The sequence below is a fragment of the Paenibacillus sp. JNUCC 35 genome (assembly GCF_058269095.1).
In genome coordinates this window covers 2,092,421-2,104,741 of sequence record NZ_CM177771.1, presented here as the reverse complement: position 1 = coordinate 2,104,741, position 12,321 = coordinate 2,092,421, and the positions used below count along the sequence as shown (strand labels likewise).

The following is a 12,321-nucleotide window of genomic DNA, read 5'->3' as shown; positions in this document are numbered from 1 at the left end:
GTTATGTTAGGGCAGGAATTAGCGTGTCCCCGTTTCGTCCAAAACATGCAGAGCCATTCGCGTCAGCAGTTTGCCGGCGGTCAGCATCGCCCGCTCATCCAGATCGAACTTCGGATGATGATGCGGATAGTCCGCCCCCGTCTGCGCGTTCCCGGCTCCCACGAAAATAAAGCAGCCCGGTACTTGCTGAAGGTAATACGCGAAATCTTCCGCAGCCATCACCGGCTCGATCGTAAGAACGCGGTCTTCCGGAAGCATGCCGGAGGCGACTTCCCGGAACCGTTCGAACTCGCCGGGGTGATTGACCAGCGGCGGATACCCCAGCCGGTAGTCCATGACCGACTCGGCTCCGTACATCTTGCAGGTCGAAGCTACAATGTCCTCGATCCTTTCTTTCACCTGCAGCCTCAGAACGGAATCGAACGTCCGGGTCGTCCCTTTCATTTTGCAGGTTTCCGCAATAACATTGAAGTTGGTTCCGCCGTTTATGGAACCGATCGTGACCACGCAGGACTCGATAGGACTTACTGTCCGACTGACGATGGTCTGCAAATTCACCACTGTGTGAGAACCGATGACAACGCTGTCAATCGCTTGATGAGGCATCCCCCCGTGGCCGCCCTTGCCCCGGATTTCAAAATGAAACTCATCGGCCGCAGCCATCATCGCTCCAGGGTTCGATCCGACTACCCCAACCGGTAAAGGTGTCCACAAATGTACACCGTATACAACGTCCACCCCATCAAGGGCGCCCGCTTCTATCATGGAAGCGGCCCCGCCGGGGGTAACTTCCTCCGCATGCTGAAAAATAAACCGGATTCTGCCCTTCAGCCGCTCTTTTTTCGTGCTCCATATTTTCGCGGCGGCAAGCAGAGTGGACGTATGCGCATCGTGTCCGCAAGCATGCATGATGCCGGGAACCTTCGATGCGTAACCGCACTGTTTTTCGTCCTGTATCGGCAGTGCGTCCATATCGGCCCGGAGAGCGACCGTAGGTCCGGGAGCGTGTCCCTGAAGATCGGCGATCAGCCCGTAACCACCCATCCCCGTACGGACATCGAGCCCCCACTCGGTAAGCTTTTCCGCTACGAACGCCGCCGTATTGACTTCCTTATAAGAGAGCTCCGGATGCTGATGCAGATGCCTTCTCCAGGACACCATCGTCTCGTACATCGCTTCCCATTCTTTATCCAGTTCCTCACCCTGTCTGATCAAGGTATCACCCGCCCACGTGTTTGATACGATTCTTCCTTTCATTGTACCAAATCCTCCCACGTCTTTCATCGCCAAACCGACAACAATTTTACACGATTCCGGGTTTGCTCTTACTTGCAAGACGTAGGGAAACATACTATCATGGTTAAAGAATGCATAGAAATTGGAGGCGTCTGAATTGATTATTGAAACCAAAGGGTTTAAAGGCCTGAAAAGCGATCTCGCCCACCTCGACGAAGTAACAACCAAACTCGGTTTTGTACGTGGGCAGTGGGAATATACCCGTGCGACTTATGATTTGAAAATGGAAGACCCGACGACAAAATCCGACTATTACCTGCGTGTGAACACACGTGCCGAATCCGGCAAGCTGGAATCTCCTTACGCGATTCTGTACATCGAAGAAGCATACATAGGAAAAGCTACATTCCCGCACGGTCTCGACTATGAATCCCCGATTCCGGACGCGATCTTGAACAAAGCGAAGCAGAAGTTGTCCCAACTTCAACAACTGTTGGCGTAACAGGAGACTCTCTTGAGTACCCCGCGCAGAGGAACGCCAGATTTTCTGCTTCTTTTCTTGACCTTCGCGTTGGTCTGCTTCGGCCTCGTGATGGTTTTCAGTTCCAGCTCAGTATACGCATCGACCAAATTCAACAATCCTTGGTATTTTGCGACCAGACAAATTTTATTCGCCGTAATCGGCACGTTCTTGATGCTGTTCTGCATGAATATCCGGTACAGCAAACTGAAAAACTGGGTCAAGCCCGGCTTTCTCGTGGTGGTTGCCATGCTGGTAGCCGTCCTGTTTTTCAAAGGAATTAACGGCTCAAGAAGCTGGCTCCCGCTCGGAACGTTCAGCCTTCAGCCCGCCGAATTTGCCAAGCTCGCTGTAATCGTTTACCTGGCACAGCTGATCAGCAAGAAGGGCGACAATATCCAGCATATGAAAAAAGGCCTAATGCCGGCTGTTGTCATTACGGCTTTTATCGCCTTCTGGATTATCCTCCAGCCGGATGTCGGTTCGGCCGCTATTCTTATCCTTTGCGCCAGCGTGGTGATCTTCGTAGGAGGCGCCCGTGTGAAGCATCTGTTTTCCTTAGGGGTGGCAGGCGGACTGGCCGCTACGGTGTTTCTCGGCTTCTATTTTCTGTTTAATTTTAAATCCGCTTCCGATCATGTCGGTCTAAGGATGAAACGGTTCAGTGCTTACTTGAATCCCAAGGACGATGTGCTGGACAGCGGTTTTCAGGTCATGCAGTCTCTTTACGCTTTCGGGCATGGCGGAATTACCGGAGCCGGTTTCGGGCAGAGCATTCAGAAGCTCTATCTGCCCGAGCCCTATACGGACTTTATTTTCGCCATTATCGGCGAAGAGCTCGGCATGATCGGCAGCATACTTTTCCTTCTGGTCTACATCATCTTCCTTTGGCGCGGACTGGTCATTGCCGTCCGATGTCCGGACCGGTTCGGGATGCTGACCGGCGTAGGCATTATGACCATGATCGGAGTTACGGCCATTATCAACATCGGCGGGGTAACCGGAACGCTGCCGATGACCGGGGTTACGCTCCCGCTCATCTCCTACGGGGGATCGTCCATGATGGTCACGCTGATCAGCATGGGGATCATGCTCAGCCTTTCCCGCGAGCAGAACCGGCTGGAGAAGAAGGAGAAGGTCGAGAAGGTTACGCAGACTACGCGGGTATACCGCTAGAAGCGTCCTCTCCCTTTTCCGACCGTCTGTGCGACAAGAAAAAAAGGATGCCCCTCGGGGCATCCTTTTTTGGTATGTACGCTACCCGGCAGACGGACCGGAATCGGATTATTTCACGCGGGTCGGATCGTCAAGCGAGGCGGCTTCGTCTTCCTTGAAAGAAACGCCTTCCACTTTGACGTTTACCTCTACGATCCGGAGTCCCGTCATGTTCTCCACCGCTTCGCGCACGTTAAGCTGCAATTCTCTGCATACGTCCTGGATCTTGCTTCCGTAAAGGACGATGACCCGGAGATCGACGGCCGCTTCCACTTGCCCGACCTCTACAGAAACACCGCGCTGAACATTTTTACCGCTCAGACGTTTGGCGAATCCTTCCGATATTCCGCCGGACATCGCGGCGATTCCCGGTGTTTCCAAAGCGGCGAGGCCGGCAATTGTAGCCACCACATCGTCTGAAATGCGTATGTTACCCGTTTGAATTTCTTCGACCATCCGAACCACTCCTTCAGCAATCGTTATCCTTATTGTAATTGCTGGCAATTGAGAAAGCAACCGAATGCGTCACAGCCGGAAGGAAACGGTTATTTTCTATGACGAGGAAATCTTATTTTACAACATTGCCATTTGTGGGTATATTATTTAAGGCGTACATACCTGTAAGATACTTAGCTTTAAGCGGAGGGATAGCTTTTGAGAAAGAACCTGTTCAACATCGGTTTAATTGTCACATTCGCACTTAGTGCCGTCGCGCATTATATGCACTGGGGCACGACGATACAGTTCGCTATCTCGTGTCTGGCTATCCTGTTTGTGGCCGGATTCCTGGGAAAAGCGACCGAAAGTGTCGCCCACTACGCCGGTGACCGGATGGGGGGATTCCTGAATGCGACTTTCGGGAATGCGGCGGAGCTTATCATTGCCTTCTTTCTCGTCAAAGACGGCATGTTCGATGTCGTAAAAGCCAGTTTAACGGGAGCCATTATCGGTAATCTTCTACTCGTTCTTGGGGCGAGCGTGCTGGCTGGCGGTCTGAAGTTTAAAGAACAAAATTTCAACATCAAGCTGGCCTCGCATAATGCCTCCTTGATGACGCTTGCCGTGATCGCGTTATTCATTCCGGCGGTGTTTGCAAAAAGTCTGACCCAGAAAGAAACGACGCAGATGAGCCTGATCGTGGCCGGCATCCTGATTGTAGCCTACATTTTGTGGCTCATTTTCTCGATGGTGACGCACAAGAAAGAGCTCTCCGATCAAGTTGTCGAACACAGCGAGCCGGCCTGGTCCAAACGGACGTCGATCCTCTTCCTTATTCTCGCCACGGTTATGGTGGGCTTCGAAAGTGAGTGGCTCGTCGGAACGCTGGAAGAATTCACTTCCCAATTCGGACTCTCCGAACTGTTCGTCGGCGCCTTCCTTATTGCGATTATCGGGAATGCGGCCGAGCACAGCGCCGCCGTTATGATGGCTCTGAAGAATAAAATAGGAGCCGCCGTAGAGATCGCGGTCGGGAGTTCGCTCCAGATTGCTTTATTCGTAGCTCCCGTTCTTATTTTCTCGAGCTTCTTCATGGGAAACACAATGGACATCGTCTTCACCACTTACGAGCTGGTTGCCATCGGGGTAGCCGTTATTATCTCGAAATCCATCTCCCAGGACGGTTCCTCCAACTGGTATGAAGGGGTCCTTCTGCTGGCGGTTTACCTGATCCTCGGTGTGGTCTTCTTCCTCGTCTAGTGAACTTCCTTATAGAATCAACAAAAAAAGTAACCCGCCTGACGTGGGTTACTTTTTATTTAAGGCTTCATACAATTTCGCCAAATTACGCTCCAGCTTATTCAGCAGTTCCTTGCCGACATTGGCGGGAATAAGTCCTGCACGGATTGCGAAATCGATTTCCCGCGAATATCCGTACATCTGTGTATCGAGCACCTCTTCGTACAAAGGGCATTGACGAGTCGTCAAGTTTTCCATTTGAATTTCGATCAGCTTTTCGATTTTATATGCATCTTCTTCAAGAAGATTAAGTGCTTTCTGGTTCATACTCACCAGCAAATCCGATGAAGACATACTTCTTTTCCCCCCTGTACAGATTCCTACGCCTTAAGTCTAATATAGACGAAAATAAGCCAAGTTACAAGAGAAAGGGCCTTTGCCTTCCTTTTCAAACCATATAAAAAAGCGCCCCGCATGCGGGACGCCCTTATTTCTCGGATTAGTCTTCCACGATTTGAATGGCCAGCTGATGCTTGGCGAATACTTCGGCCATTGCTTTCTTGGCTTCATCCGCATCCGGTCCGTGAACATGAAGCTCATAGTTGCCGGAGCTCAGAAGCGTCGTGAACAGACCCAGAATGCTCTTAACGTCAATATACTTGTTATCGTATTGCAGTACGATGGAAGATCTGAACTGATTCGCAGTCTGGGAAATTTCCACAATCGCTGCATTGTTGGCACTTGGCATGAAGCATTCCTCCTATACGGTTCAACGTCGTCATATAGTTCCATGTTACACGATGAAACCCCTTACACGCAACAACTTTTTCCATTGCACGTTCTAAAAAAGGCTTATTTCAGATTTTCGGGATTAAGACCCTCGAGTTCGGGAATCACAAACCGTCCGTCTTTGCGGATAAGCACGTCGTCAAACCACACTTCTCCGCCGCCGTACTCCGGACGCTGAATCAGAACGAGATCCCAGTGCAGAGAGGACCGGTTGCCGTTATCCGCTTCTTCGTAGGCTTGTCCGGGGGTGAAGTGCAAGCTTCCGTCGATTTTCTCATCAAACAAAATGTCTTTCATCGGATGCTGGATATAAGGGTTAAAGCCCAGACTGAATTCTCCGATGTAACGGGCGCCTTCATCCATATCGAGAACTTCGTTAATGCGCGCCGTGTCGCTGCTTGTCGCTTCCACAATCTTGCCGTTCTCGAAACGGAATGAAATGTTATCGAACGTAACACCCGACTGAATCGACGGCGTATTGAACGCGATCGTTCCGTTTACGGAATCGCGGACAGGTGCCGTAAAGCATTCCCCGTCCGGTATGTTATTTTGACCGGAACATTTGATCGCCGGAATTCCTTTGATTGAAAAAGTCAGATCGGTACCGGGCGCCACCAGCCGCACCTTGTCAGTCCGCTCCATTAAAGCCTTCAGCGGATCCATCGCCGCGTCCATGTTGCCGTAGTCAAGATTGCAGACGTCGAAATAGAAATCTTCGAAAGCATCCGTGCTCATGCTGGCCAGCTGCGCCATGGAAGCGTTCGGATAGCGGAGCACCACCCAGCGGGTATGCTTGATTCTCTGTTCCAAATGAACAGGCTTCTGATAGTAAAGACTGTAGAGCTTCATCTGCTCTTCGGGCACATCCGCCCATTCGTTCACGTTCTCTCCCGCTCTTACTCCTATGTAACCGTCCATTCTTTTCATGCGGGCAAGATCGGCTTCTCCCCACTCCTGCATTTGTTCCTTCGTAGCGGACTTAATCAGGGAGCCGAGTACGCGCCGGTCGATCAGATCCACGTAAGGCTTACCGCCGCGGGCATAAACTTCTTCGATCAGACAGCGGACGAGTTCCCGTTCGGATCCGTACATCTCGATCCATACATTTTCTCCTGGCTTAACATCAAGCGAATATTGGACCAAATTGGCCGCAAGCTGTTGAATTCTCGGGTCGCGCATGAACTTCGTTGCCTCCTTGAAATGAGCGCTGGTTATGTATTTTCCTTCGGTCACGAGGACGGTTTGTCCTGCTTCCGAGCATCCAGCCGTTTTTTAAATAGACTGCCGAGTACCATCAGAATAACAAAAATGGCAAGCAGAACGAATAATCGGCCCTTATACGCTTTGAAATGAAATAAATCATGGGCAATCAGGGATTCCAGCAGCACCATCGGAATTTTGCCGAGCGTCGTCCCCAGTACGAACTGACGAAACGTTACCGACGTGACACCGGCGCCGAAGCTGATGGCTGATGAAGGAATGACGGGAATTAGCCTCCCCATTAGGATGTACAAAAAACCATGATGCTCCATTTTCTTGTTAAACTGCTGTACAAGCGGCTTGGAGCTCAGTCTTCTTTCGACCCAGTCATGGGCGAAATAGCGGGCGATAATAAACGCCGTCACGCTGCCGAGCACCGACATCACGTAATTCACCACAAACCCCCATTTGATTCCGAACAGCGCGACGTTGGCGCCCGCTATGAGCACGAACGGTACGAAGGGGAACAGGGTTTGCAGATAGACCAAGGCTATACCCAGAGTTTTGCCCAGCATGCCAAGCGAAATAAGCCATGGAGTCAGTTGCTCCATAGACGCGCCCGTATGCCTCCAGGCCGATTTTCTATAAAGGATCGAAAGAACGGCAATGATAACCAGCACTATCGTCATCCCATAAACAAATCGTTTGGTACGAATAAATGTAAGCCATTTCAAACTCGCCATCCTCCTGACATTTTTATTGTAACATTTTCTGGGATGATGTAAACTGCGAGTCCTATTATTACGCGGCACGTACCCTTTTAACCGGCGAATAGCCACACGAAGCATTTTTAATGGTAATAAATGTAATGTAAAGCGGGCGCATATCACCTAGACTCAGACTTAGACTCGGTCCCTTTTGGCATAAAAAAGCGCTCCTCACGAGGTGAAGGAGCGGCTTTGATCCATAACGATTTGATTCCGGCCATCATTCTTGGCCTGGTACAAGGCCATATCGGCTTTGTAAAACAGGGATTCCACGCTGATTTTATCATCTTCCCAGAACCAGTCCGAAACCCCGCAGGACACGGTTACTCCCGGACGCGTCTCGTTCATGACTCTTTCCCGGATTCTTTCGGCTACGCGAAGAGCCTGCTGTTTTCCGACTTTCGGTAAATAAACAGCCAACTCTTCACCTCCCCAGCGGGCAGCGATGTCCGTGTCGCGGATACTTGAAGCCAGAATACCGCTGACCTGCATAAGAATCTGGTCTCCGACCTGATGGCCGTATGTATCGTTCACTTGTTTAAAATAATCGATATCCACTACGATGAGGGACCCGCAGAAATCTTTCTTCTGCATCTCCTGTACCTGGTTATTCAAATAATGACGCGCATACAACCCGGTCAGCTGATCCATAATGACCAGCCGCTGGAGCTCGGCATGCAAAGTCGCATTCGTGATGGCCAGACCGATATGGCTGCAGAGCGCCTGAAGCAGTTTGAAGTTATCGTAGGAGAAATAGTGGGGCTCGCGGTGAGCGACCAGAATAACGCCAAGCACTTCTCCCCCTCCAAGAATCGGGGCCGCCATCAGCGATCTCGATTTCGACAATTCCATCAGTTTCGATGAAACGTGGAATCGTGGGTCGTAATCCGAAACGATGATGGCTTCCTTCCGGTCGTAAACGAGCCCCGAGTAGCCTCTCCCCAGTTCGAGATGCTCGTAATGCATCGGATTGAAGTTGCTCGCTTTGACGACAAGCCGCTCCTTCTCTTCTTCCTTCTGGAGAATGCAGCAGATGTCTCCTTTGAATATATCCGTAAGTTCTCCGCAGGCGAAATCGAAAATTTCGTGAAGGCTCAAGCTTTGGGTCAGCTTCTGGGTCATATCGTTGATGAGCCGCAGCTCGTTGACCAGCAGATTGGAATGCTCGTATAGTTTCGCATTCTCGAACGCCGTGCCGGCCGCGTCCGCGAGCAGAGTTATAAAGGAAAGCTCCGCCGGATCGACCGTATCGCACGTATATTTAAGATGAAGAACTCCGTATACACCCTGATTTCCCGAAAGAGGCGCCGCAATCTCCCTGCGGCGGATTCCGTCTCCCAAATCTTCTTCGTAGACGAACAGCTCGCCTTCCAGAAACGCCTTGGCGCAGATGTCTTCCTCGCCGCTCTGGTAGCGGAGAAGCTTGAAGGGAAGAGCTCCGTTATGATGGTCCTGCGAAAGCAGCAAATCCAGCATGACGAACGGGTACAGCTCCTGGATGCAATCGATCACGACCGTAAGAACGGCATTAACGTCGATCTGCGCATGCAGCTTGTTCGTCATCTCGAACAGCATCTCCCATTTGCGCAGCTCCCGCTCGCTGCGGTTGACCTGCCCCGACAAGGAAAGCGCCATGCGGGCGGAATGGACGCTCATGCTGAGCTGCTGCAGCGACAGGATCTGAGACTCGAGCAGCGCCTCCAGCAGGGCGTGATCCTGAACCGGGCCGGCAAGGATGCCGATCGTTCCGACACATTCTCCGAACGGGCTGTACAGCGGAGCGGCGCAGGTCACACAGCCGCGCAGCGCCCCTTCGTTATATTTGGAACCGTCGACGGTAACCAGTCTCTGGTGGCGCTTACACTGCGAGAAAGCGGTTTGTTCGAGCAGCTCCTCCGTCCATGCTGTTCCGTCCCGGTATAGAGGGTGCAAAAAATTATCCGCGGTATAAAATCCGATAATTTGACCGAAAGAATCAAATAGTTCCAAAGAACCATTAAACTTACGCAGGTACCGAGCCGACCGGCCTATCCAATCTTTGAAAAGCTGATAGAGTTCGTCGCGCTGCGATAGAACGCCGCCCTGCCTGCCAAGATGGAGAACATAGGGCTCCAGGCTTGATTCATCAAGCTTTTTCGCGTTTTCGACGGGATAGTACGGTAAGGGGTGGTGAAGTTTGTCGCTCATAGACAACTCCTTTTCCACTTCCGAATAATTAAGAAGTATACTCCTAATGATACTAAATTTTTAGTAGTTATGCACTATCTTTTCCAAGAGTTTATACAGAGTGCCGCGCTTGACATATGTTCTTTTTTTGCATAAAATAAGTAGTCGAGTACAAAAGGTTGTCGGGAGATTTTCGTGACTCACCCTCTATAGCTTCGCTGCTGATTAGCCTGCGGCTGAACAAGCTTCTCAGAGGACGCCCTTCGCGTCCGCCGGCGAAACTATCACGTGATCTGCCCATCTATCCAAAATAACATTTGAAGAGGGGTAACATCCATATGTCACGTTATACAGGTCCTAAATTTAAACTTAGCCGTCGTCTCGGTATTTCTCTGAGCGGCAGCGGCAAAGAACTCAAGCGTCCGTTTCCTCCAGGTCAACACGGCCCGGGACAACGCAAGAAGCTGAGCAACTACGGCATGCAGCTTCAAGAGAAACAAAAGCTTCGCCTCATGTACGGCGTACACGAGAAGCAGTTCCGCAACCTTTACAGCTTTGCTGCAAAGCAAAAAGGGATTACGGGCGAAACGTTCATGCAGCTTCTTGAAAGCCGTCTGGACAACCTCGTATTCCGTCTTGGTTTCTCCAACTCCCGTGCAGGCGCGCGTCAGCTTGTTGCTCACGGTCACGTGACTGTAAACGGCAAAAAAGTCGACATCGCTTCCTACTCGGTTAAAACCGGCGACGTGATCGGTCTTCGTGAAAGAAGCCGCGGTCTCTCCGTAATCAAAGAAGCACTGGCTAACCGTAACTACCTCCCGGCTTACGTTGAATTCAACGAAGCGGCTCTGGAAGGTAAATACGTTCGTCTGCCTGAGCGTTCCGAGCTTCCGCAAGAGATCGACGAGAAGCAAATTGTCGAGTTCTACAACCGTCTTTCCTAGTCAACCGTCAGGTTCGACTGCAAAAGAGCCCCGATCTCCGGATCGGGGCTCTTTTTGTGCTTCTCCCCGTTTGTACGGGGGAAGCATATTTCGTGCATTAAGCTAATTTGATTTTCGCGAATTTACGCTTGCCTACTTGAAGAATATCGCCGTCCTTTACTTCTACGGACGCGTTCGGGTCGGTTACTTTCTCTTCGTTCAAGCGGACACCGCCCTGCTGAATACTGCGCTTCGCTTCTCCGTTGGTCGCCTGCAGGCCCAGCGTTACGAGCAGCTTCACCAGGCGGATTCCGCCTTCTTCAAGCTCCCCGGCCGCAAGCTCGACTTCCTCGATGTCGTCCGGCAGCGCACGCTGCTGGAATACCGTGACGAAGTGGCGCTCCGCTTCACTTGCAGCTTCCTCGCCGTGGTACATGCGCACAAACGTAGCGGCCAGCCGCATTTTGGCGTCGCGGGGATGAACGCTTCCGTCTTCGATTCCCGCACGGAGCGCGCTGAGCTCGTCATGGCTCAGATCCGTCGCCAGCTCGTAGTACTTCAGCATGAGCTCGTCGGGAACGGACATCGCTTTGCCGTAAATCTCGTTAGGCGCTTCATCGATCCCGATGTAGTTGCCGAGACTTTTGCTCATCTTATTAACGCCGTCGAGTCCTTCAAGCAGCGGCATCATGATTGCGACCTGGGCCGGCACGCCGTACTCCTTCTGCAGGGTGCGCCCCATAAGCAGATTGAATTTCTGGTCCGTGCCCCCAAGCTCCACGTCGCATTTCAGCGCAACGGAATCGTAGCCCTGCATGAGCGGGTAGAAAAACTCGTGCACGTGGATAGGTTGACCGGAGGTGTAGCGTTTGGAGAAATCGTCGCGCTCCAGCACGCGGGCAACCGTCAATTTGGCGGATAGCTCCACCACATCGGCAAAAGTCAGGGGGCTGAGCCATTCCGAGTTGTAACAAACGGTCGTCTGCTCCGGATCGAGAATCTTGAAGATCTGCTTTTTGTACGTCTCCGCATTCCGCTTCACGTCTTCTTCCGTCAACTGCTTGCGCGTCTCGGATTTTCCCGTAGGATCGCCGATACGGCCCGTGAAGTCCCCGATCAGAAGCTGTACATGGTGCCCCAGTTCCTGGAACTGCCGGAGCTTGTGAAGCACAACGGTATGGCCCACATGAATATCGGGCGCGGAAGGGTCCAGACCCAGCTTGATTTTGAGCGGCCGGTTGTCCGCAAGGGACTCGGCGATTTTCAGCTTCAATTCTTCCTCCGGCACAATTTCAACCGCTCCGCGGCGCAGGATCTCAACCTGGCGTTCCGCTTCGGCCTTCTGCTCGGCCGACAACTTTTCCCATACGTCTTTCATCGTCATCTTGCTTCCATCCCTCTCATCGCTGTAGTTTTCGCTGCATAACAAAAAGCCTTCCTGTCCACAAGGGACGAGAAGGCTTTAAACTCGCGGTACCACCCTAATTAAAGCACCTTCACCGGCATACGGCCGGGCAGGAGCTTTCACTTCATTCGGATAACGGGAAAGATCCCGGAAGAAAGCTACTGAAAGAAACTTCCGCTCGATCCTGTCCAGGCGGCGGTCGTCAAGCCGTTCCGGATGATACGGCCGGCTGCTCTCGTGTTCACAATCTCTGCTCCGGACGGTATTTCGCTGAGGAGACCGGCACCGATTCACACCCGCCATCGGCTCTCTGTTCCCTGCATCTTCCCGCTACTGAAGTCCATCGACGCATTTTTGATTAATATCCAGTTCCTTAAATTTATATCATAAAGAAACAAACGATGTCAATCCGCAGTCCTTAGG

12 protein-coding genes and 1 other annotated feature are annotated in these 12,321 nt (G+C 51.7%); of the genes, 4 read left to right on the top strand and 8 right to left on the bottom strand.

The window, feature by feature from the left end; translation table 11 throughout:
• Positions 1–18 precede the first annotated feature (18 nt).
• Entirely contained in the window at positions 19–1,257 is a 1,239-nt protein-coding gene (locus tag AC2TF6_RS09660) for a M20 metallopeptidase family protein (protein ID WP_491310844.1), read from the bottom strand.
• Between the two features lie 136 nt (positions 1,258–1,393).
• On the opposite strand from AC2TF6_RS09660, the gene AC2TF6_RS09655 reads away from it, so the two are divergent.
• Both AC2TF6_RS09655 and ftsW read left to right on the top strand, forming a co-directional pair.
• On the top strand, positions 1,394–1,738 hold the full coding sequence (locus AC2TF6_RS09655; RefSeq protein WP_491310843.1) for a YugN family protein: 345 nt from the start codon (positions 1,394–1,396) through the stop codon (positions 1,736–1,738).
• A 12-nt stretch (positions 1,739–1,750) separates the two neighbouring features.
• Positions 1,751–2,932, top strand: a complete 1,182-nt coding sequence (gene ftsW, locus AC2TF6_RS09650; RefSeq protein ID WP_491310842.1) for a putative lipid II flippase FtsW — start codon at positions 1,751–1,753, stop codon at positions 2,930–2,932.
• 108 nt (positions 2,933–3,040) lie between these two features.
• On the opposite strand, the gene AC2TF6_RS09645 is transcribed toward ftsW, so the two are convergent.
• Positions 3,041–3,427, bottom strand: a complete 387-nt coding sequence (locus AC2TF6_RS09645; RefSeq protein ID WP_009672597.1) for an Asp23/Gls24 family envelope stress response protein — start codon at positions 3,425–3,427, stop codon at positions 3,041–3,043.
• Positions 3,428–3,625: 198 nt separating this feature from the next.
• On the opposite strand from AC2TF6_RS09645, the gene cax reads away from it, so the two are divergent.
• Positions 3,626–4,669 (top strand): calcium/proton exchanger, encoded by a 1,044-nt coding sequence (gene cax / locus AC2TF6_RS09640; RefSeq protein ID WP_491310841.1) that lies wholly within the window; start codon positions 3,626–3,628, stop codon positions 4,667–4,669.
• 48 nt (positions 4,670–4,717) lie between these two features.
• On the opposite strand, the gene AC2TF6_RS09635 is transcribed toward cax, so the two are convergent.
• The 5 genes from AC2TF6_RS09635 to AC2TF6_RS09615 all read right to left on the bottom strand — a co-directional run bounded on the left by AC2TF6_RS09635 (position 4,718) and on the right by AC2TF6_RS09615 (position 9,591).
• Positions 4,718–5,002, bottom strand: coding sequence for an Fpa/YlaN family protein (locus AC2TF6_RS09635; RefSeq protein ID WP_009672628.1), 285 nt, complete (start codon positions 5,000–5,002; stop codon positions 4,718–4,720).
• Positions 5,003–5,147: 145 nt separating this feature from the next.
• Positions 5,148–5,396: an HPr family phosphocarrier protein gene (locus AC2TF6_RS09630; RefSeq protein WP_009672583.1), complete on the bottom strand. Its 249-nt coding sequence runs from the start codon at positions 5,394–5,396 to the stop codon at positions 5,148–5,150.
• Between the two features lie 104 nt (positions 5,397–5,500).
• Positions 5,501–6,616 carry an aminopeptidase gene (locus AC2TF6_RS09625; RefSeq protein ID WP_491310840.1) on the bottom strand — a complete coding sequence of 372 codons (1,116 nt, stop codon included), beginning with the start codon at positions 6,614–6,616 and terminating at the stop codon, positions 5,501–5,503.
• A 50-nt stretch (positions 6,617–6,666) separates the two neighbouring features.
• Complete coding sequence (locus tag AC2TF6_RS09620; RefSeq protein ID WP_491310839.1) at positions 6,667–7,380, bottom strand: TVP38/TMEM64 family protein; 714 nt, start codon at positions 7,378–7,380, stop codon at positions 6,667–6,669.
• A 195-nt stretch (positions 7,381–7,575) separates the two neighbouring features.
• Entirely contained in the window at positions 7,576–9,591 is a 2,016-nt protein-coding gene (locus AC2TF6_RS09615; RefSeq protein ID WP_491310838.1) for a diguanylate cyclase, read from the bottom strand.
• Positions 9,592–9,908: 317 nt separating this feature from the next.
• On the opposite strand from AC2TF6_RS09615, the gene rpsD reads away from it, so the two are divergent.
• Positions 9,909–10,514, top strand: a complete 606-nt coding sequence (gene rpsD / locus AC2TF6_RS09610; protein ID WP_217557720.1) for a 30S ribosomal protein S4 — start codon at positions 9,909–9,911, stop codon at positions 10,512–10,514.
• Between the two features lie 97 nt (positions 10,515–10,611).
• On the opposite strand, the gene tyrS is transcribed toward rpsD, so the two are convergent.
• Positions 10,612–11,877, bottom strand: a complete 1,266-nt coding sequence (gene tyrS / locus AC2TF6_RS09605; protein WP_491310837.1) for a tyrosine--tRNA ligase — start codon at positions 11,875–11,877, stop codon at positions 10,612–10,614.
• Positions 11,878–11,937: 60 nt separating this feature from the next.
• Positions 11,938–12,254: a binding site (T-box leader), on the bottom strand.
• Positions 12,255–12,321: the final 67 nt, after the last annotated feature.